Origin of the sequence: Prevotella sp. tc2-28, assembly GCF_900107705.1 — a bacterium.
Classification (GTDB): domain Bacteria; phylum Bacteroidota; class Bacteroidia; order Bacteroidales; family Bacteroidaceae; genus Prevotella.
On the sequence record NZ_FNRE01000001.1, the window covers coordinates 28,886 to 52,267 of the forward strand.

The 23,382-nt window shown below is 46.9% G+C and carries 12 protein-coding genes and 2 pseudogenes; 9 read left to right on the plus strand and 5 right to left on the minus strand.

Going from position 1 to position 23,382, the window contains the following annotated elements:
- Nucleotides 1-90: 90 nt before the first annotated feature.
- The 6 genes from BLU47_RS00130 (at nt 91) to BLU47_RS00155 (ending at nt 12,953) form a co-directional block, all read left to right on the plus strand.
- Nucleotides 91-3,321 carry a SusC/RagA family TonB-linked outer membrane protein gene (locus BLU47_RS00130; RefSeq protein WP_091957057.1) on the plus strand — a complete coding sequence of 1,077 codons (3,231 nt, stop codon included), beginning with the start codon at nt 91-93 and terminating at the stop codon, nt 3,319-3,321.
- Between the two features lie 14 nt (nt 3,322-3,335).
- On the plus strand, nt 3,336-5,216 hold the full coding sequence (locus BLU47_RS00135) for a RagB/SusD family nutrient uptake outer membrane protein (protein ID WP_091957058.1): 1,881 nt from the start codon (nt 3,336-3,338) through the stop codon (nt 5,214-5,216).
- Between the two features lie 41 nt (nt 5,217-5,257).
- Entirely contained in the window at nt 5,258-6,919 is a 1,662-nt protein-coding gene (locus BLU47_RS00140; protein WP_176780392.1) for a glycan-binding surface protein, read from the plus strand.
- An 18-nt stretch (nt 6,920-6,937) separates the two neighbouring features.
- Nucleotides 6,938-8,395 carry a cellulase family glycosylhydrolase gene (locus BLU47_RS00145; RefSeq protein WP_091957061.1) on the plus strand — a complete coding sequence of 486 codons (1,458 nt, stop codon included), beginning with the start codon at nt 6,938-6,940 and terminating at the stop codon, nt 8,393-8,395.
- Between the two features lie 154 nt (nt 8,396-8,549).
- Nucleotides 8,550-11,339, plus strand: a complete 2,790-nt coding sequence (locus BLU47_RS00150; RefSeq protein ID WP_091957063.1) for a cellulase family glycosylhydrolase — start codon at nt 8,550-8,552, stop codon at nt 11,337-11,339.
- A gap of 168 nt (nt 11,340-11,507) precedes the next feature.
- On the plus strand, nt 11,508-12,953 hold the full coding sequence (locus BLU47_RS00155; protein ID WP_091957064.1) for a hypothetical protein: 1,446 nt from the start codon (nt 11,508-11,510) through the stop codon (nt 12,951-12,953).
- Nucleotides 12,954-13,065: 112 nt separating this feature from the next.
- Here BLU47_RS00155 and BLU47_RS00160 read toward each other — a convergent pair whose 3' ends face one another.
- Nucleotides 13,066-13,794, minus strand: a complete 729-nt coding sequence (locus tag BLU47_RS00160; protein WP_091957473.1) for a peptidylprolyl isomerase — start codon at nt 13,792-13,794, stop codon at nt 13,066-13,068.
- A gap of 353 nt (nt 13,795-14,147) precedes the next feature.
- On the opposite strand from BLU47_RS00160, the pseudogene BLU47_RS15230 reads away from it, so the two are divergent.
- Both BLU47_RS15230 and BLU47_RS15235 read left to right on the plus strand, forming a co-directional pair.
- Nucleotides 14,148-14,657: pseudogene (locus BLU47_RS15230) on the plus strand (glutathione peroxidase); the annotation flags it as partial.
- A 36-nt stretch (nt 14,658-14,693) separates the two neighbouring features.
- A pseudogene (locus tag BLU47_RS15235) lies at nt 14,694-15,155 on the plus strand (nitroreductase family protein); the annotation flags it as partial.
- Between the two features lie 176 nt (nt 15,156-15,331).
- Here BLU47_RS15235 and BLU47_RS00170 read toward each other — a convergent pair.
- The 4 genes from BLU47_RS00170 to BLU47_RS00185 are packed head-to-tail and all read right to left on the minus strand — an operon-like array spanning nt 15,332 to nt 21,642.
- A complete protein-coding gene (locus BLU47_RS00170; RefSeq protein WP_091957068.1) occupies nt 15,332-16,525 on the minus strand; it encodes an L-arabinose isomerase family protein in 1,194 nt (397 codons plus the stop codon).
- Between the two features lie 13 nt (nt 16,526-16,538).
- Nucleotides 16,539-17,585 carry a PrsW family glutamic-type intramembrane protease gene (locus tag BLU47_RS00175; protein WP_091957070.1) on the minus strand — a complete coding sequence of 349 codons (1,047 nt, stop codon included), beginning with the start codon at nt 17,583-17,585 and terminating at the stop codon, nt 16,539-16,541.
- Nucleotides 17,585-20,593 carry a hypothetical protein gene (locus tag BLU47_RS00180; protein WP_091957072.1) on the minus strand — a complete coding sequence of 1,003 codons (3,009 nt, stop codon included), beginning with the start codon at nt 20,591-20,593 and terminating at the stop codon, nt 17,585-17,587. The genes BLU47_RS00175 and BLU47_RS00180 overlap by 1 nt, the downstream gene beginning before the upstream one ends.
- Complete coding sequence (locus BLU47_RS00185; RefSeq protein ID WP_091957074.1) at nt 20,590-21,642, minus strand: hypothetical protein; 1,053 nt, start codon at nt 21,640-21,642, stop codon at nt 20,590-20,592. Before BLU47_RS00185 ends, BLU47_RS00180 begins: the two co-directional genes overlap by 4 nt.
- 481 nt (nt 21,643-22,123) lie before the next feature.
- On the opposite strand from BLU47_RS00185, the gene BLU47_RS00190 reads away from it, so the two are divergent.
- Nucleotides 22,124-23,377 carry a transporter substrate-binding domain-containing protein gene (locus BLU47_RS00190; protein ID WP_255402028.1) on the plus strand — a complete coding sequence of 418 codons (1,254 nt, stop codon included), beginning with the start codon at nt 22,124-22,126 and terminating at the stop codon, nt 23,375-23,377.
- Nucleotides 23,378-23,382 lie beyond the last annotated feature (5 nt).

Here is a 23,382-nt window from a genome sequence, read left to right on the forward strand (position 1 = left end):
AAAAGTGTAACCTATTTCAGAAAAACCCACTATCTTTGCAACCGAAAATAATAACATTTTTATTCAATATTACTAACTAATAAACAAGGTATGAAACTAAATTGCAGTAAGGAAACTCTGCTGACAGGATTATGTTCCATCTTCCTGTTAGGGTATTCGCCTGCTTTGTACGCTGGGGGGACCACTGCCCCACTTGAGGTACAACAGTCGAAGAAGATTACTGGTACCGTTAGCGACGCCATGGGTCCTGTTATCGGTGCAAGTGTAGTAATCAAGGGTACGTCAAATGGTGTTGCCACCGACTTTGACGGTAACTTTACCCTTCAAGCCAAACAAGGTCAGACTCTCGTCATCAGCTACATCGGCTATCTGACGAAAGAAATCAAGATTGATGGTCGCACAAACTACCAGATTACTCTTGAAGAAGACAAGAAGATGCTCGACGAAGTTGTAGTTGTTGGTTACGGTACGATGAAGCGTTCTGACTTGACGGGTTCTGTATCGTCTATTGACGAGAAGGCAATTAAACAAGGTGTAAACACGAACGTTGAACAGGCCATGCAGGGTCGTATCGCAGGTGTTCAAGTAACCCAAAACTCTGGCGCCCCTGGCGGTGGCATCTCCGTTCAAATTCGTGGTATTAACTCTCTAAATGGTGGTAATGAGCCTTTGTATGTGATTGACGGTATTGCCATGTCAGGACAAACGGATGGCAACACTTCCGTATTAAGCACTATAAACCCAGCAGATATAACTTCTATCGAAGTGCTGAAAGACGCATCGGCAACTGCCATTTACGGTTCACGTGCCTCAAATGGTGTTGTTCTTATTACAACTAAAAAAGGACAAGACAGCAGACCTCAAGTCAGCTATGAAGGCTATGTGGGTTGGCAGTCTATCATCAAGAAGTTGGATGTTATGAATCTCAAAGAGTATGCAGACTATTACAACACCCGTTCTAAAGTATACGGCTGGGGAACTAATGAACAATATCTCAATCCTGACCTGCTGACTGATGGCACCAACTGGCAGGATGAGTTATTCCGTACTGCTGTTATGCACAACCACCAAGTGAACATCAACGGCGGTACAAAAAGTACACATTATTCTATATCAGGTGGTTATCTGAACCAAGATGGTATTGCCATTGGTTCTTCATTTGAACGTGTTACTTTCCGTGTTAACTTCGATACAGAGATTAACAAATGGCTCAGTTTCAATGCTAACGTTGCCTTTGCCAATATTTGGCAGGAATCCACCTTTGACCAATGGAATATCATGTACCAGGCTCTTGCCAGTACACCCGACATGGCTGCTCATAGGCCTGACGGAAGTTACGATATGGGATCAAGCAGTATGAGATATAACTATACTGTAAACCCACTTTTTATGGCAGAGCGCCAGACCAATGAACGTACAAACCAGTCACTGGACTATAACTTTGCAGCCAATATCAAACCTGTTAAAGGGCTGAATATTCGCATAGAATATGGTGGCAATCGTGGCTGGGGTAAAGCTCTTAATTTCGTCCCAGAATATAAAACCTGGAGAGATGGGAACATATTCACCTACCCATCGGCTAATAACAAATACAACTCTACAAATAAATACAACTCCTTCAAGCAGTACGCAACTTACGAGATTGAGCCATTGAAGGACAACCGTTTCTCGCTCATGCTCGGTCACGAGTCTCAGGATGGCGAGTGGTACCAAGGCTGGATGTATCGCGGGAATTACATTTCAGGTGCACTGACCAGTATTGCTGTAGGCGATGCCGATACAGCCAAGAACAATGAGGAGGGCAATCACTGGTCCATTGAGTCATACTTCGGACGTTTCAATTACAATTTCAAAGAACGTTACTTGTTAACAGCCACCCTCCGTACTGATGGTTCTTCACACTTTGCCAAAGGCCATCGTTGGGGTTGGTTCCCATCTGTAGCTCTTGCATGGCGTATTACTCAAGAACCCTTCATGAAAAAAGTTACATGGCTAAGCAATGCAAAACTACGTTTAGGTTGGGGATTGGTAGGTAACCAAAATGCCGCAGAATATGCCTATGGTGTCAAAATGAAGAATGTAACGACCTCTAATGGAACTGCTTATGTACCAGCCAACTACGGAAACGAAGATTTGACTTGGGAGAAAACACGTGCATGGAACATCGGTCTGGATCTGGCCTTCCTCAATAACCGCATCGAATTTATCACTGATGCTTATTGGAAGACCACAGACGACCTGCTGATGTCAGCTGTACTACCAAACTTCCTTACGGGACTAACACCTGCAATTGTGAACGCTGGTTCTATGAAAAACAGAGGTGTTGAGTTCACACTGAACACCGTTAACATCAATAACAAAGACTTCCAGTGGCGTTCTGGACTGACTGTCTCATTCAACAAGAACGAGTTAAGCAGTCTGAATTCTGCCGATGCTGCACTGCCAGGCAAGATTCCTACTGGACAGGGAAGCGACCCTATCGTCACATGGACTCCTGTAGGCGGTGCTGTTGGCCGTTTCTACGGATATAATGTCATTGGCATGTTTACCTGCGAGGACGATTTCTATCAGAAGAACCAGTTAGGAGAATTCGTACTTGACGCCAACGGTAACCGCGTTCCTGTAGCCCGTCCTGTTGCAACCGATGGTTCTCTTATGCCCATCAATCCAAACAATGGTATCTGGGTAGGAGACTACATTTATGAGGATGTCAATCAAGACGGTAAGATTACTGAGGCCGACCGTAAGTTTATCGGTGATCCTAACCCCACCTTCACTTTTGGTTTCAACAACGTAATTACATGGAAAGACTTTGAATTGTCATTCTTCTTCAACGGAAGTGTAGGTAATGATGCCTATAACTATATTCGCCAACAGTTCTCTGACCCATCAAGCTGGGGTAACCGCATGAAAGATGTGTTCGATTTCGCACGTATAGCACTTAAGGACGAAAACGGTTCAACAACAGACATCAGCAATGTATATATCAGTAATGCAAGTTCTGCCAAGGTTCAGCGTATTACTCAAAATCCAGCTAACGACAACAACCGCGTCAGCAGCCGATTTATAGAGAATGCATCTTATCTGCGCCTAAAGTCGTTGTCACTCTCATGGAATGTTCCTAAGAAATGGTTAGCACCTCTGAAGGTTGATTGGGTGCAGGTCTATGCCAACGTCCAGAACCTCTTTACTATCACCAACTATAAGGGCTACGACCCTGAGTTGGGTTCTATTAACCAGACTGTCACTTTGCAAGGCATTGATAACTATCGTTATCCATCACAACGCATCTACAACGTCGGTCTGAAAGTTCGTTTCTAATAATTATATATGGTATGAAAAAGATAAAATTCAATATACTCGCCATTTCAGCGCTGTTAGGAATGTCGCTAACAATGGGCAGTTGTGCCAAGGATTATCTGGATCGTCTGCCTCAGCACCAATACACAGAAGAAACCTTTTATGGCGCAGACGACATTGACCAAAGTGTCATGCTGAAACTTCTAGAGCCACTTTATAACTCCGCATGGGCCAAATATAACGAACGTGCCATTTACCCTATCGGCTCGATGAGAGCTAACGATGGATGGAGTCCTTATCTTAATGGTGAGTTCGGAAGATTTCAAGTAACGGGTCTTTCTACCGAGATTGGTAATGCATGGGGCGCATTCTACTCCGTGGTAACACAAGCCAATGCTATTATCCGCAGTATGGAGAAAAATGCGAAAGAAGGAACCAACCAAGATATGTTGAACCAGATTAACGGTGAAGCTCGTCTGATGCGTGGTTTGGCATACTTCTATTTGGTACGCGGCTGGGGTGACGTGATTATTTATGAGGACAACTATGCTGCTGCTGAGAACCCCCAAATTCCTTTGTACACAGAAGAAAGTGCTCTAAAATTTGTCATTCGCGATTTCGAGCAGGCTGAAAAGTTGTTGCCAGAAAAGGCTACCACGGCCAACCATCCTTCCCGATTTGTAGCTAAAGCATATCTGGCCAAAGCTCTTTTAGCCCAAAGCGGATGGAATAAGAGTACTCGCGACCAGGCCACACTTGACCGTGTTGTTACTCTGTGCGACGAAGTCATCAACTGTGGACAATACTCCTTGCTTCCCAACTACGAAGATTTGTTCAAGGTTGAGAACAATGCCTGCTATGCAGACAATAACAAGGAAACTTTGTTGGCACTGCGTTGGGCTGATCCCCTGACAGGAGAATATTCTGAGCGAAACGTTAACATCAACGATATCGGCTGGAATGAGGTGGTTCCTGAAATCGGCGCTTGGGGTGGTTCTCTTCATGCTTCTGTGGACATGATGAATATGTATAATGAGGAACCAGAAGACCAAGTACGCGCAGGTGCCACTTTCTTCATTCCCGGTAAGACCTACGACTACATTCACAAGGACAAGGGTGGATACACGTATACCAAGAACTGGATGCAGATTAAGAAAGGTATTGTTGGCGACAAGGCTGACTGCAACGGGCATCTTGTATCACAGGGAAGCCCCTTCAACACTTATATGCTGCGATTTGCTGATGTATTCTTAACCAAGGCAGAAGCTCTACTTGGCAATAATGAGTCTACATCGAATGCCGAGGCATTAAACGCATTCAACGCCACTCGTTTGCGTGCTGGATTGAAGGCCAAGACCTCTTTTACCCTTGAAGACCTAATTCGTGAACGTCGCGTCGAGTTTGGCATGGAATGTGTTAATTGGTTCGATATGGTAACATGGTATCGATGGAAACCTCAATTTATGTTAAACTACTTTAACAGCAAACAATTCCGCGGTTTTATGACCAATGATGGCGATGTCATTCTAAATGATGATGGAACAATAGCATATCGCTGTATCCCATCTGGTGAGGGAGTATGGTACACAGGAACCTCTTGGAACGATAATGGTGATATCCAAACATCTTTGTGGAGTGATGCTGAACGCTACAACGACGGAAAAATTGTTTACCGCCAATATGGCCCTGAAGGAGGATTTGACAATGACACCAATCCTATTGTTACTACTGGCGGTATTGCTATGACCAAAGCCAATGGATACACCTATGATCTTTGGAAAATTGCCCGCGAAACTCCTGGATTTGCAGCCATCAAGCTGACCGAAGAAAACATCTTCATGCCCTATCCAGAGAATGACGTATTACAAAACCCTTACTTCAACCTACCTCCGCAGGAGTATAAATTCGGAGAGTGACCTCTTCCGGAAAAACAAGAACAAGTTAAAATACAATGAATATGAAACACTATATGTCAAATTTCAAGATAAGTTTGTTGCTGATGACTTTCATGGCAACATTCCTGTTTGGCGTTACTTCGTGTAAGGAAAGTGACTCTAGTGGTGGTACACCGAAAATCACTTCGGTCACTAACACGGATCCCAATAATCAGATTACGTATGGTAAAATAGGTGCCGGCTCCCTCATCGTAATTCGCGGTGAGAATCTAGGCGGTACACAGAAAGTTTACATCAATGACCAAGAGGTGTGGTTCAACACCACCATGAACACAGACCACAGCATTATCGTTCAGATACCGACAGAGGATGATGGCTTCGTGCTAACAGCTTTTGATAGCAATCTGAAAGACGAGATTCGTGTGATTACCTCAGGGGGCATTGCTACATACACCTTCAAGATTACAGCCCCCTACCCCTCAGTAACAAGTGTGATATCTAAATTTCCACGCAATGCTGGTGACTGGGTAACTGTTATTGGTCAGAATTTGGTCGATATAGATCGTATTTTCATCACTTCATTAACAACTGATGAGATTTACGCATCCAGTGCGACAGAGATTGGTGGCTCTCAAGCAGAGGTAACAGAATATGAGATTACCAAGCAAGAACACAGAAAAGCAGACTCCGGAAAAGGGTATGTTACTGACTCCGAGATGAAATTTAAGATCCCAGAGATGTCATTTGACGGTGGGACGCTGGTTATTGAGTGCGCCGCTGGCAATGTATTATATCCCTTCACACTAAGCTTAGCCCCACCCGAAATCTTAAAGGTCAGCACGGATATGCCTATTGCAGGTGAGGAACTTATCATTACAGGCAAGAACTTCGTTCAAGTTGACGAAATCAAGATTGGCGATAAAGTGGTTAATGCTGAAGACTTTGAGGTGGATGAAGCCTGTGAGAATATCAGTATCACTTTCAAGGAGTATATGAAACCTAGCACTGATGCCACTCCACTGTTGTCTGTGACAACAGGCGGTGGTGTAGTAACTACTGGGTTCTACAACTACTCTACCATTATTTATGGCTTTGAGGATGGACAAGCAACTAACAACGGATGGGGAGGTGATCCTTCCTATGAAACAACAGACGGATCGACAGCTCCATTTACATGTGACGGCAACTTTGCCCACTTTAACATTCCTGCCGAAGGTCAACAATGGTGGGGTACTATGATCTATTATCGAAAAGACTGGAGTGGAAACTCATTCCCGCTACCTAGCTTCGATGTAATTCCAGCGGATGCACCTGCTGAAAAGATTTACTTGGCAATGGAAGTGTACAATATTGGTTCTGACTACAATAAATTTGATGCTGAGGGTGTTCCAACCTTCACAGGTTACCTCCGCTATATGATACAACCCCTTGACGATTCAGAAAACCAATATGACAACTTCAAGGATTGGGTTCCCGATGGTTATCCCACAAAACCAGTCTTTGAGACAAAGATCCTGGCAGATGCTGATGGAAATGCTTTTGAAGGAAAATGGTATCGTCACGTACTGCCCTTAAGCAAATTTAATTGCTATGCAGGTAAGACTTATTCAGAAATCGTTACTACAGGTTTAAATCAATTCCGCATTCAGTCCATCAACCAAGGAACAGTTGTTGGAAAGATTGATTTCTGTCTTGATAATATCCGTATCATCTACATCCCATAATGTCAAATTGAAAAGATTATGAAACAAAAAAAAATATTCTCTATTATTTTGCTCATCGTAGCAGCTCTGGGGTTCCAGAGCTGCAGCGATAGCGATAGCAGCGACACAGCCAAAGTGATGAGGCTATTTCAGGGTAATACAGAAGTAACCGAATTGAACTTCTCACTGGGTGCTAGCAGCCAAATGCTGGGTGTATTCTCTGACGCAAACTGGGAAGCCTCACTCAGTGAGGAATCATGGTGTACCATCTCTAACCATGCAGGTTTTGTTGATGGGGACAGCATTCAGTATATTAAAATATCTGTTGCAAAGAATCCTGAATCTGCACGTTCTGTAGTCCTCACAGTAAAAGCTGGTGGTACATCACGTACAGTTACCATCAATCAAAATGGCACAGAGACTGATCCTGACGATCCTTTTATTAGTGCATTCACATTTGTAGAAGATCTCAAGATGGGCTATAATCTTGGTAACACCCTTGATGCCAGCCATGAGGCTAACAAATATGATTGGTTCACCCCTTCTGGACCCGGAGACTGGCAGACATATGAAACATGTTGGGGGCAACCCATCACCACGCAGGAAATCATTGACGACATTGCAGCCAAAGGCTTTGACATTATCCGTGTTCCTGTGACATGGTTCCCTCATATGGATGCTAATGGCAATGTTGACGAGGCGTGGATGAATCGAGTAGAAGAGGTAGTGAAATACGTTTTGAATTCTGGTTGCTATTGTATTTTGAACGTACAACACGATACAGGAGCGAAAGATGGACGTGAAGACAATATTGCATGGATTTCACTAGCAGCAGACGAGTACGATACTACCAGTCCGCTCTTCAAGAAACTGTGGACTCAGATTGCTAACCGATTCAAGGGATATAATGACAAACTGCTGTTTGAAGGTATGAATGAGGTGCTATACAAAAATCGCGAATTCGGAAGTTTTGAAAATTACTCTGCGGATGATTGGGCTACACTTAACAAGCTCCAGCAGGACTTCGTGGATGCCGTCCGTGCAACAGGAGGGAACAACGAATATCGCAACTTAGTGTTTGCCACAGCAGCTGCAACCAGTGATGTTACAGCCTTGTCGCAATTAAAACTCCCAGAGGACATCCATCCCAACCATCTGGTAGGTTCGGTACACAGCTATGATCCCTACTGGTTCTGCAATGATGGTGATGCTATTTACCACATCGATTATTTTGACACTGACTGCCAAACAGAGATTGACGCTATCTTCAACCGTGTCGATGCCCATTTCTTAGGAAAATTAGGCGTTCCTTATATCTTTGGCGAGTTTGGTGCTATTGGCACACATCCGGATATGGCCGAACGTGTAAAATATGCCCAGTACATGGCTAAAAAGTTTAAGGAATACGGTACGACTGGTCTCTGGTGGATGGGATTATACGACCGCCAAAAGAGGGAATGGAATGAAAGTGAGATTGTTGATGCACTCATGAAATAAGCATACAACTATTTTTCTATGCAAAGCCGGGATGCTCCGTTTTGATGGAGCATCCCGATTTATTAGATCGCTTCTTAAGGAGACAACCAGGAAAACGAAATAGGATATTCGCCTATTCACTGAGCCTATCTTGAATATAGTAATTCACAAACTTATGAAAAGACTGAAAACATTCATTGCAGCGCTCACACTGACGACAACGGGCACGATGGCTGCTGACATCCCGTCAACACCCGTTACCGCATTAACCGATGCTGCCAAGAACCTCTATGCCTATTTCCTGGAGCAATATGGCAAGAAGACTATTTCCAGCGTCATGGCGAATGTCAATTGGAACAACACCTGTGCCGAGAATGTCTATAAGCTCACAGGCAAGTATCCAGCCATGAACTGCTATGACTTCATTCACATCTGTTTTTCGCCAGCCAATTGGATTGACTACACCGACATCACTCCTGTCAAGGACTGGAACGATGCGGGCGGTATCGTACAGTTGATGTGGCATTTCAATGTGCCCAACAAAGAAGGGGAAACACACGTGACCTGCACCCCGGGCGATGGCAATGCTGTCAAAGATGCCTATGGCAACGAGACATACACCACTCTTTACCGTCCTTCTAATGTCTTTACCGAAGGCACGTGGGAGAACAAATGGTTCTACGAGCAGATGGACAAGGTCATTGCCACCATCCTCAAGTTACAGGACGCTGGCATTGCCGCTACCTGGCGACCCTTCCATGAGGCAGCAGGCAATGCTTGCGCCAAGCAGCAGGCCGACTGGACCAAAGCATGGTTCTGGTGGGGCTACGACGGTGCCGATACTTACAAGAAGCTGTGGAAGGCCATGTACGACTATTTCAAGCAGAAAGGCGTCAACAACCTCATCTGGGTGTGGACCACACAGAACTACAACGGCAACAGCAGCAATTATAACCAGGATACTAACTGGTACCCTGGCGACGAGTACGTTGACATAGTGGCCCGCGACCTTTATGGCTGCAATGCCGAGCAGAACTTGCAAGAGTTCAATGAGATTCAGGCCGCCTACCCTAACAAGATGGTGGCGCTGGGCGAATGCGGCTATGGCAACAACGGCGACCCCGGCAAGATGTCGGACGTATGGGCGAAAGGCGCCAAGTGGGGTCACTTCATGGTCTGGTATCAAGGCGGACAAGGCTCTACTGACACCATGTGCAGCGACGACTGGTGGAAGGACGCCATGAGCAGTGCCAACGTCATCACCCGCGATAAGGTGGTTATCCCCGACGTCACTTCAACCATCGAGAATGCCACGGATGCCGTGAAGAACATGGGACTGGGCTGGAACTTGGGTAACGCCCTCGACGCCAATGTCCAACAATACCATGATGCCACGCAGGACAACTACTGGGGACAGCAGGACATTACCTCTGAGAGCTGCTGGGGTCAGCTACCCACCAAGGCAGAACTGATGGCCATGATGAAAGAAGCCGGTTTCGGAGCCATCCGCGTTCCCGTGACATGGTATAACCACATGGACAAGGACGGCAACGTGGATGCAGCATGGATGAACCGCGTGCATGAGGTGGTTGACTATGTCATCAGCCAAGGAATGTACTGCATCCTCAACGTACACCACGACACGGGTGCCGACAGCTACGACAGCCAGAAGAACCTCACCGGCTACCATTGGATCAAGGCCGATGAAACCAACTACGCTACCAACAAGGCCCGCTATGAGAAACTGTGGCAGCAGATAGCCCAAGAGTTCCGCAACTATGGTCAACTGCTGCTGTTCGAAGGCTATAACGAGATGCTCGATGCCAAAAGCTCCTGGAATTTTGCACAGAGCAGTTCCGCCTACGATGCCATCAACAAGTACGCCCAGAGCTTTGTCGATGTGGTACGCGCCACCGGTGGCAACAATGCCCAGCGCAACCTCATTGTCAGCACATACGGCGCCTGCTCAGGCAACGGCACGTGGGATGCAAGAGTGCAAGATCCCTTGAAGAAACTGCAGATTCCTTCTGGCGAAAGCAACCACATCATCTTCGAGGTTCACAACTACCCCGCTATCGTCAATAAGGACAAGGACGGCAATTATGTCAGCGACCGCACCATCAGCGAAATCAAGGCAGAAATCGATGCGTGGCTTGAGAACCTGAAGACCCACCTCATCAGCAAGGGCGCTCCTGTAATCATTGGCGAATGGGGTACCAATAACGTCGATGCAGGAAGTGGAAAGACAGACTATGACCTCCATAAAGACCTGATGTTCGAATTCGTCAGCTACATGATAAAGACCATGAAGCAGAACGATATTGCCACCTTCTACTGGATGGGACTCTCCGACGGTGCACCGCGCACTTACCCCGCCTTCACACAACCAGACCTGGCGCTGAAGATGCTGCAGGCCTATCACGGCGACTCTTGGAATCCCTACCTGCCTGACGCCAAGGACTTTCCCGGAGGCAAAGTCACCTCGGCCACGGTGAATTTCAACAACCAGTGGGGCGAACTGACCATCCACAAGGGAGCTATCGACAAGACCGTCTATAAAGGTATCAAGGTGGAGCTGGAAGAAAAGCCTGCCACTGGGGCCCTGTCTTTCAAGGTATATGCCAGCAGTGAGAAGGCAACAGCCATCACGTCCAAGACTCCATCGTTGGCTTTCTCCAGTTACACAGGCATCCAGAAAATCAACCTGCAGTGGAACATAGCCACCAAGGGGAGCATCAAAATCAAGAGCGTCAACCTTGTCAAGCACGACAACTCCACAGAACCCTGTAGTCTGGAAGTGGCGTGGGGCTGTACCCTCAGCGACCAGAATTATGCCACGGGTATTGACGCTATCACCGCCACCCGCTCCGCAGACGGCATCATCTACAACCTCAGCGGACAACGTGTCGCCACCCCCACCCGCGGCATTTACATCAAGAACGGGAAGAAGTACATCATCAAATAACTTTCATCCATATTGTCTTTCCCTGAAAAACGTTGAATCAAAATAACGTTTTTCAGGGAAAGACAGTTATTACAAACACCATTTTATGTTTAATTTCATTGTTTTTTCCTTTTTTCCATTTATTTATTGTACCTTTGCAGCGTTTTTCAAATATAAGCTAATTAAAAGATGAGAGTAAAGAAATGGGTAATGGCTACAGCCTTAATGTGTAGCCCGTTAGCATTTACATCGTGCACAGATGTTAAGGATAACTCAGGAGAACAACAGGCGACTATCAGTTCTGAGCGCATTGCATTTGAGAAGCAATTGTCAGTACAACTGCAACAGTTAGCCCAGGATGTAAAAATCGAGTCGGCTATGGAATCAACCAATGCCATCTCTGACTTCGTCGCCAGTATTGATTTAGACGCACTAAAGCAGAAGATTGACTACATTCTGGCTAAGTCAGTAGCCGGAGCAACTACCGTAAAAATGGAGTCGTTGAATGCTCAAGACAAGCAGGCTGTAGCAACCTGTCTGAAAGAACGCTTTAAGATGACAGATGCCGAGATTGCTGACCTTAGCGTCTTTAGCGTTATTGATGCCAACAAGGCGCTGAGCACGTTGACACTCACCTTCAAGGACGGCAAGTGTGAAGCGGTGTACAACGAAAAGACCGAGGGTTTCTGCATCGAGGTTGTGAAGCCCGACGGAAAGACGACGAAGATGGTTATGAAGTTCGGCCCCGCCGGTGACGGTGTGAATCTCTTTGCCACCCGCCTCCTGAAGGTTACGCCCCTGGCCATTCAGTTGCCTGAGAGTTTCGACATCTCGCTGACCACGGCAAAAGGCAACGTCATGAACGGTACGATAGCACTCAGTTCGAAAGCAGCCTCACGCTATCTCAGTTTCAACAAGAGCCAGTGGAAGGCTAATGTGGTGCTGAACGCTACGGTGAATGGCAACAAGCAATCAATAGCACTGGATGCAAGCTATGAAGAGGACGGTCATTTTGCCGTCAGCACCTCGATTACCGCCAGCGACAAGCAAATCTTGGCTATGGATGCCAAAGGGGTGAAGGAGGCTTACAGCGAAGAATATCTGGACGGTGAAGAGCTGAAAGCACTGCAGGATATGGGACCCATCTTCTCTACCTGCTACGGAATTCTGCGCGGACTGAAAGGTAAGATCGTGAAGGAATTTAACATCACCTTTGGTGGCGAACTGGTATTCAAAGGAAATTGCTGCGATGTGGCTAAGTCATTGCTGGCATTGGGCAATCTTTACAAACTTTGGAACACCAACCCGACATTCAATACGGTTGATACCTACACACAGCAGTTGAACCAGTACTTACCATTCACTGTGACACAGAACTCAACAAACATCACCGCTCAGGGCAAATTCGTCACGACCATGAAGGGCATCACTCACGAGGAATATCAGCCCGCCGTGGCGCTCACTTTCAAGGGCGAGACTGAGCCTCAGGTCATGCTGAATAACATGTCGGCTACCGACCGTGAGAATTACAATAAGATGATGGGTAACTTGAACACCCTCATTCAGGGATGTGACAAGTTGTTGGGCTCTATAGTGGAAAAAGCTCGTCAATTAGGCTCAACCATCAAGTTGTAATTTCTGATAGTCACTAAACAGGAAATACAAAGACAAAAGAGAGGCTCCTTCCAAAGCCTCTCTTTTGTTTATTCAAATCACTTCTGCCAGCATCTTCACTATCTCTGGCACATCACTCAATGACGATCATTCTCATTTCAATGTCATCAACAGGTCTGTCGGCACGTCCTGTAGCAGTTCCTTGAATCATTTCGACCACGTCAAGACCTTCCTCGACTTCACCGAATACGGTATACTGTCCGTCAAGATGAGGAGTACCACCTACTGAAGAGTATAACTTCAACTGCTCATCAGTCAGTCCAGACTTTCCTACCCTACTTTCTGCTTCTGCCGCGAGTTGGTCTTGTAGTTCCTGGAGCCCCTCACGATTCCTGTCGCGACGCATCTGCAAAATCTCTGCGCGATGTTCGCCAGCAAGTGCATTGAATTCTGCTTGAACTTTCTGCATCCTCAACTGTTTTGAGAACTGACGAAGCTGTCCTTCATTATACACCTGTCCCCAGACAATATAGAACTGAGAGCCGCTACTGCGACGCTCCGGATTAACTTCATCACCTTGCCTTGCAGCAGCCAATGCTCCGCGCTTATGGAAAAGGCCGTCCTTGATTTCCGCTTCAAGCGTATAGTCCGGACCTCCAACACCAAGCATTTTCCCTGCAGGTGCTCCCTTTGAATCAGGATCACCGCCCTGAATCATAAAGTCTTTAATCACTCGATGGAACAATGTACCATCGTAATAACCCTCCTTCGCCAACTTCAGAAAATTGTCGCGATGTATAGGAGTCTCGTCATATAGGCGAACCACGATGTCGCCAAGCATCGTCTGAATCTTTACTTTCATTTTTTTGTTTGTTATATTATAAATCATATAGTATCGTGATACCAAAACCGAACCCTGTAGTGAGCTGAATAAAACTCGCACCGATGCTAAGCAGGAATATGGAAAGGATGATACTACTCATTAATACCTTAATTAATCTCAAAACTTGCCACAAAAGTAATAAAAATCGAGCAGAAATGAGTATATTTGTCCCGTTTTACAACAAAGTTTAAGAGAAACGTATGAAAAAGATTCTGTTCCTCCATGGTTTCTTTGCTAGTGGTCAATATGTACCTGCTGTCACATTGAAAGAGGCATTCGAGGGTGAAGCAGATGTTACCACGCCAGACTTAATCAATTTAAAAAATTATATTATGAGAAAAGTTTTATTCTGCCTTATGGCTCTGTTGGGCGTGCTGACTCTTTCGGCACAGCGTATTTATGATTTCAAGGTAAAGAACGATGCGGGACAGGAGGTGTCGCTCTCAGACTACAAGGGAAAAGTATTGCTGATTGTGAATACCGCTACCCGATGCGGATTCACACCACAGTACAAAGACTTGGAGCCACTCTATCAGAAATATCATGCTCAGGGTTTCGAGATTCTTGACTTCCCATGTAATCAGTTCGGTCAGCAGGCTCCTGGAACTATTCAGCAGATTCACAGCTTCTGCACAGCCAATTTCGACATCCATTTCCCACAGTTCGACAAGATTGATGTAAACGGAGAGCATGCCCATCCTCTTTATACCTGGTTGAAAGAGCAGACTGGTGGCGGTGACATCAAATGGAACTTCACAAAATTCTTGATAGGGCGCGATGGCAAAGTCATCAAGCGTTATGAGTCGCGTGACCAGGTGTCCACCATCGAAGCTGACATGCAGATGGAGGTTAATCCGGTGCTGAGCAATATCATGGCACGTCGCTCCATCCGCAAATACCTCGACAAGCCTGTGGAGCATGAGAAACTTGAAACCATAGCCCTTGCTGGCATCAATGCACCGAGTGCCATGAACCGCCAAAATTGGGCTGTGCGTATCATCGAAGACCCACAGCTGATGGCTGATGTAAAAGGGCAGACCCGTAATGCGCCCAACCTTATTTGTGTCTGTACTCCGGCAAACGGCAGATTCGACCTTGACGCAGGTCTTATGGGACAGAATATGATGCTGGCGGCACAGGCATTGGGGCTTGGAACTTGCATTCAGACTGGACCAGTTCGATTCCTGACAAATGACGAGAAAGCCAAGGCTTTCCGCGACAGTCTTGACATCCCTGCCGACTACAAACTGCTTTATGTCATCTCCATTGGCTATCCCGATGAACAGCCTGATGCCAAACCCCGTGATGCTTCGAAAGTGAAATACCTGTCAAATAAGTAATTATTTATGTTATAATTACAGGACGGAGCCAAAAGACATCAAGAACTACCTATACGGGCATGGATTTGTGTACAGCGAGAAGCAGAAACAGTTCCGCCCGATAGGATATGACGAAGTAACTAGATGATAACAAAGACCAGTTCTTACGAATTCATCTTATTCAATGACTAAAAAATTCATTTCAAAATCTCTTCCAATAATGATTTCCAGCAGCCAGGGATAATGATATGATGATTACCGATAGGATTAGTCAAGAAATAGGAAACTTGACTTTTATCCGACAGCTGTATTACCTGTTGAGTACGACAGAGGTCTGGTTTTGACTGATTCCTGACCAATGTACCCTCTGCGATGAAACTGCGGGACAAGTCGCCAGACACCTTGAATACAGTGACCGCCCCTTCTTTCATATATCCCCTGATTCCCACACCAATGCCCGATTCAAAATGTGTGTCGAACTCATAACGCTCAACCATGTTCAACGGAATAGTACAATGGGCAAAGAGAATCTCACCTGTTTCCGGGTCAATGGCTGAGGGATTTGCCTGAAAGCCAGACAGCCCAGTAATAGATTGGATGATCTTCATCGACAACATGGCCGGAACATCACCCTCGCAGCCTGCCACAAAGCCTTCGGAATTCAGCTTTGCCAAAGCCAGACAGCCAGTATTCTTCACTGTGTTCAGCAAATCAAAGCATCGTAATGTAAGACCTTGGAGCTGTTGCTTGTCAATGATGTCTCTCAGTGCCATGTATATCCTGTTGGCTCCTGGAAGAGATTTTCTTATCATTTCCCTGTCAGATGATTCACTTGGCATCTTTTCTGGAATGGCAGCAATCGTATCAAGAAGGTTATTCATAGGCACATCCACTAATTCCACACCTAACCGTTGCTTCACAATGCCATAATCAGCATAACTGGAAATCAGCCAGTCAGAAGGCTTGCCGATAACGCCTAACCGACAACCATCCATTTTTTTTCTCGCTCCCTCAACCTTTTCCAGGAGTAAGATTCGACTGGTGATATACTCAGGCCTGCCATGAATAATCTCCCCACTGAAATGATTCTGTCGGAGATAGGAGAGAATTTCCATTGATGCGGCAAGCGAATTACTCTTTCCGGAAGTCAACAAGTAGAAGGGACGGTCTGATTTCTCCCGCAATTCAGTAAACAGCCCTTTGAAAATGCCTTCCGTACCACCAGTCCTTACAAAGATCAGGTTGAGTGTATGCCTTCCATAATCGGAATAGTCGCTGCCCTTGAACAAATGGTCTATACCAAGACTGTCAAGAAAATCCTTGGTTACAGCATCGACAGCTTGCTCGTCGTGTAGTTCTGATGTCAGTGTAAATATCGCAGTTTGAGCCATAAATTTTAAAGTATCAGTTCTTCTTGCATTCAGCCCGGAGATCTTCGAGCGCTTTATATTCTGCCGGATCATATTTCACGATAGGAGCGATAGTCATTCTGGCTGCATGGCCAAGTCTTTTCTCAAGAAGTTTATACTCCGTGTATTGCGAAAGAATCAGTTCCTTCATCTCGTCGGTCAGGGGGAGTTCGCGCTCTAAACCCGATTCCCGCAGCATCACCCGACTTCTGGATGCTACCGACAGTTCTACATGCAGTTGTACATAACAGATAATATCGAAGAAATCCTCTGGGGGGAAAGCGTCCTTGACCGACTCGAGGAATTTGCCGGTTGAGGTGTCGTCCAAATGACCCGCCTTGATGGAGTCAAGTAGGCTTAGTTGTTTGTCGAGCCCAGTGTCTATCCAGCTATGGATCATTTCTACGTCGTAGAAGTAGGTCCATACCAATAGGCCTCCCAACGTGCCAGTGACGAGAAAAAACTGCACCAGCGGCACGAAATGGAAGGTGTTGTGGAACACGTGCAGCACAGGTGCTTCCGATAACAGGAATACAGACATTGCAATGTCGCTCTTTTTGATGACTGATCGGGAACGGGAATATTCAATCATACGTACTATCAGCATGAATCCGGCAGCGACAATGGCACTGCAGCCCATGTGGACAAGGGCCACCTCCAGACCTCGGAAAAGAACGGTGCCAAGACCCATTCCATCGCCCCACAGCAGGTAGAAGATGTTCTCAAGAATGGAGAAACCGCCACCGACGGCTGCACCGCAGATGACGCTGTCGATGAAGAACACGATTTTCTTGCGGCTGGCCAACCAAAGAAGCGGGATGCCTTTGACGATCTCTTCTATGATGGGGTTGACGGAATCAGACTGACTTTCGGGAATAATCTTACCTGTCAATTGGAACAGGGCAAAACAGGCCAACGCTGTCAGCATACCACCTAGAATCAATAGGAGAAGGCGCTTTACGCTGATGAGCGAGAATTTGTCGATCTGATAGACGACAAAGATGTAGATGACAACGGGGAGGAGAGCAGCGACAAATAACATTATAACAGTTTGAGTGAGATCATGAATTCATTGTTTCCACGTTTCCCGCCATCGAATCCTGCTGGTGCAAACAGATGGCCGTAGCCAATAGACAATGTTGTCTTGAGATAATTCAGGAACACCAGTTCGGTGGTCAGCTGGATACCTGTACTATAGTACATCTTGTGGGATGCGTGGGGATTCCAGGCGGAGAGCCCCGTTCCGAATAACGAGCACTGGATCCACGTCGGATAGCAGAACAGCGCACCGAAGTTGTTGAGACGGAGCGGGCGCAGGTTGAGCTCTGCCGTCGCCTTGGCATAGGAGTGTGCCGGGATAGCATCGATGTCAGCACCTGGCATCGCTAAGGTCGTACGATATTGGAAGGCATTCCTATTATCAACATAGTTATTGCGGAAACCACCGAAATAGGTATTGCCAAACACAGAATCTTCATCTCCGAAGTTATGACCTGCTGACGTACGGAGCCAGAACGAGGTGTTTCTGTCAAAGGGAACCAATGTGCCGAAGTTACCTGTAGCCTCTACTGAGGGATAAAACCGTCCGCCTGCCAGATAGCCGTAGCCTTCAACGCCTAACTCGTAGCCCTGCTCTTTCATCACGCCTCCCAACGAGGTGCGGGTCTTTGACCACTTCCCGTAAACCGATGCCGTCTGCATCGAACTGACATCCTGCACCTCAATCTCCTGATACAAGGGCAGCGCATCCATGTCGCCGTAGGCAGCGACAGAGAAGCCCCATGATTTGTTATACGGCGAGATCAACGTGTTGGTATAGTCGTAGGCCAGCTGCACCACATAACCCTTACGGCTTTTCCGCATCGGACCGAAGAGGTCGTAGAAGTCCGTATGGTTCCAGGCGGCCTTGACGTTCCAGAAGAAGTATTTCCAGTCGAAGTCAACATGGAATTTGTTCTTCCAGGAATTGTTACTCCAAGGGGAGAGACCGACTGACATTTTCATGCTGCTCAGTCCCACGGGGTCGTTCACGTTAAAGCGATAGCCTAACACGGGGGTCATGTGATTCCACGCTCTGGAATCGGTAAAACCGCTGATGATTGGATAGGCTCCTGCGAACCTCATCTCTTTAAAGACATTGTAGGAGGTGATGTTGTTATAGACATCGCCAAAGTTCTTTCTGGGATGCGAGTCTCTGAGCAGACCAATCTGTTCCATCGCCTCCCTGTTGTTCTCGTATGCCAGTTGACCGTAGAGTTTCACGGCATTGGCATCTTTCACCACCTTACGGGAAAGTAAGACGGGTTGCAGTCCGTCGCGCTTGAATTGGAGCGCCAGCAACTGCCCGGGCATTATCTCCAATGGTGCAAAGAGGCCGATGTCGGTATTGGTGAGCATCTCCGTCTCGCGTGTCTCTATGTTAATCTGCCAGAGGTTGGAGACTCCCGTATAGTAAGAACTGCCTATCAGATACTTGTCGTCGAGCGAGAAGCGGAACTGTCCTAAGTTGCTGTCTTTCCAGGTAATCAGTTTCACGGGCTTGAAGATAGCCTTTGCCAGTTCCTCGGTATTGAACAGCAAAAGTGTGTGCTCGCCGTTGTCGCCTTGGCTGGTGAACGACAGCCATTTGCCGTCGTGACTGATATCTGAGTCAAAAACGCTCACACCAAACGGGAAGGCATAGATCACTTCTGGATTCTCCAAATCGCGGTCCAGACGCACAATCGACTGTGTACCACCGTTGGAGAACAGGCCGTAAAGGCAGTCGTGGGTGTTGTCATACACGATACTGCCGATGCGCTGGTACTTCTTTTTCTTCACAACCTTCTGCTGCTGGATGTCATAGATTTCCAAACCGCGCATCTGCGAATTGTTCGAGGTATAGATAAGGCGCTGGCCCTTACGGTCAAGTGCTACGTAAGCAGGGTCATAGAGCTGGATGCCGTAGATGTCGTTCAGCCGCTTCTGCTCACCTGTCTGCAGGTCAATCTCCGTCATGTGTGCAAAGTCGCCGGGGGCATTCATGGCGGCGTAGGCCTTCTGTGTGGCAGGGTCATAGACGAATGGCGACACGGAACCCAGCGGCTCCCGGGTCAGCGGCTTGGTTTCTGTGATGGGATATTGGCGGATGGCGGCGAGGTTCTCTTCCTGATGCTGCTTCTCGTCCTCCTTCCAGTCGTCCCATACTTTTCTGAGCGACTGGCCATAGACCTTCTTGAACTGTTTGCCGAAGAAGGTGCGACTGTCTGCCGTTCTGTTATAGAACTGGATCATCTTCTCGTAGCCGTAGGTCTTGGTGAGGTAGTTCACGAAACGGGTACCATAGAGATAGGCATTGGCGCCCACCTGGAAGTCCTTCGTGGAACCTTCCGTCTCCAGGCCCACCACCGAGTAGAGCTTGTCGCCCTCGTTGATGATACTGCGGAAGTACATTTCGTCGTAGCCTCCTAAGGCACGGCCGACACCACCGCCGAGCCAGGTCTCCATGAAACAGGCAATTCCCTCGTGATACCAACGGGGCGCATACCAGCGGGGCACGCTCAGGTAGCTCCATAGGGCGGAGATGGGCTGAGACTTGTCGGTGTCCACCTTAGTACCGAAGAAGCGGCGCCAGTTGAGGTCGCGACGATTGTACTTGTCTGTCATGACGATGTGCGTATATTCGTGCTTGAACAACTGACGGTATCGTTCGCTTGAAGGGTTGATGTAATACGACATGTTCAGCGGAGCCATGCCGATCTGTATAAGAGAACGCGGTAATGGCGTTGCGCCGCCATTACCGTCGTCCTCCCAGTCTGTCAATAACAACAGGGGTGCTTCTGGCTGATAGATGGAATCACTGGTCCATATCTGCTCATGAAGCGCCTTGCCGTTCTGGTACATGCGTATCATGTGAGGAATGTAGCGAGACAGGTTCTTGTCAAAGAACACCAGCGTGGCTTCGTTCGTCTTATACTGGTAATAGGTCTGCGTCTGCCCCTTGGATATACAAGGAATCAACAACAGCAGAAAAACAGCAATACAGTTACGCATATACAACGCTGTTGTCATTTCTCAATGGGGGGTCCCGGCTTCCTATTCAGCTTTTCACTGTTGTTTGCTGCTGCTGTCTGACTGATGATGTTGCCAATCGCAAGATTGAGATTGCCGCTCTGGCTCTGATTCAGGGCAGGATTATTAACGACATTATTCAGCGCGTTGCTGTAAGCCGCCATAATGCTGGCACTATTCATCATCAAAGCATTATAGGGATTTTTCTTACGGTGAGCAAGAATTTCCTTCTGGGCATTGCAAAGCTTACTGATCTCAGTGTTGAGAATCTTTGGGCGAATGGCGCTTCCAATCTGGTTGGGAAGCTTCATAGCCTGAGCCAACTCACAACTTTGCAGCACAGCGACCTTGGCATTAAGGTCAAGATTTTCCACGGCTGCAAGAGCCTTTTCGCCACTAAGCAGGTTGCCCTTCTTAGCCAAAGCCTCTGCACTTGCCTTGTCACCATCGAGTGCAGCAGTCATCTGCTGGTACTCCAACCACTGGTCGCGGACAAGCTTCAGATTGTCATCACCCTGGGCTGTCTCCAGATGCTTGTCGGAGGTCTCAATGAAACGGGTGGCCAAGTTGTTCTGCTTCTGCAGCGTCATGTAAGCCAGTGAAGCGTTGATGGAGGACTGGGCCAAGTCGGGACACTCCTCACCACTCAGGGCAGCATTCAGGTTGTCGGCTGACTCTGCCAGCGAACTGGCAACGTTGTCCACCAACTCACGCTGGGCGTTCATATCCTTGAGCACCTCGGCAAATGCGGGGATGTTGCCTGCTACCTCATTTGACAAATTAACCAGCGTGCCGAACTGGACGGTGCGTGTCTGCATCACCACCTGGGCTACCACAATACCATCCTTGAATGCTGAATCGGTCTTAAGGAGCTCTTCCATATTAGAAAGGTCCTTAGAAACTTCTTCACGAGAGAATTTTGCAGCCTTGGCAATATCACCATCGGCCTTGTTAAAATCTACTGGCCAATCAACGAAGAAAGAGGTAATCAAGCCAATTACAAATATTGCTGCTACTGAGCACAGGATAATAATACGTTTCTTTTTCATAAGCCTAAAAATTTAAGTCCTTAGTTAATCTCTTCTGATGTCAAATAGCATGTGTATGAATACTTTGACATTGCAAAAATACAAAAAATCTTGTATCATCCATACTTTTTTTTAGTTTTTTCGCATATTTTCTTGCGATACAGGTACATTTTCACGCCCCCCCCCCCGAAATGCCTTGATTTCTGACATTCGCTTCAGGAAATATTCCGAGAGTAACAAAAATTACTTTCGGACTATTTATAATTACTTTCGGACTATTTATAATTACTTTCGGAGAAACTCAAGTCATCTTCTCCGCCTCAAGTGCCAATTGTCCATTGATTTGCAGTTTTACAATTATGTGCCATAATTCTCTTAAAGTATTATAATGTTGGCTGCAAAGACACGAATAATAAAGGAAAAATAAGTACCTTTGCAGCGTGTTTTAATAGTAATTATGAGATATAATGGCAAAAGACGACAATAGAGATTATTCTTTAATATGATACGAGAAAGATTGAAAATTTGGTTACTCATAGCCGTCCTGACCATTTGCGGAACGTCTAGCTTTGCTTCATGCTCTTCAAATGAGGATAACGCTACAGAGCAGAGAAATATTTCCGGTATTTCTGATAAGGTTTGGGCTTTCAGCCAGACCTACCCTGACAGATTCACTATTGACATCCGAACGATGACTGAGCCGACGGAGGGAATCGCCGTCGGTTATGCAGCAACCCAAAACAGCCACTCACGTGACCAGCTTGACAAGGTTGTCAGCCATGCCTTGCAGCATGAAGGATATGTAGGCGGTTGGTACAATAGTGAAGATGGCCTTTACTATTTCGACAGTACAAAGCTATTCCCAGAGAATGACCTGAAAGGTGCGCTCCAGTTCGGAAAGGAGAACGGCCAATACTCCGTTTTCATCCTGTCAACCTACACAGCCATTCCCATTGATGGAAAGGTTGCGGAGATTCTGGATCGAGGCACTATCCTCTTTGGTACTACTGGTGACTACAGACCATTATCATTCTGCGAACCGAAGGAGCAGCGAGAGCAGAGCCAAGTTTGCTTGGACTCTGCCGAGTCGTGTCTGAGGTCGGCTGTAAGCCAACCCGATGGAACTTATTGGGGCTTCGGTATTGAGGTGGCCAACGAGATTGCGAAAAGGTTGGGTGTAAATATAGAGTTCAAAAAGACCTCATGGCCTACATTGACAGCCGATGTACTTACAGAGCCTCAGATATTCGACCTCGCTATTGGCGGGATAACCATTACCAATGCACGACGTGAGACGATGCTAATGAGCGACGGCTATCTGGCTAACGGCAAGACCATTCTTTGCCGCTCAACAGAGGCAGACCGCTACAAGACATTAGCTGACATCGACAAGCCCGAAGTGACAGTTATGGTGAATCCCGGTGGACTGAATGAGAAGTTTGCCAATGAGAACCTGACTCACGCTAACATAGTCGTTCACCAGAAGAACGAGGAAATACCTACACTTGTTGCTGAAGGTGCAGCCGACGTGATGATAACGGAGATTACAGAGGCTCCCTATTATGTGCAGACTGACACCCGACTTGCAGCCCCACTATTGAACGCCCCCTTTACTCATGGCGAGATTGGTGTCCTGATGCAGAAAGGACAGGAGGACTTGCTACAGATGGTGAACAATGTCATCCGTCAGATGAAGTCAGATGGCTCACTTCGCAAACTACATGAGAAGTACGGGCTTGTATATGCCTACGAATAAGAAGT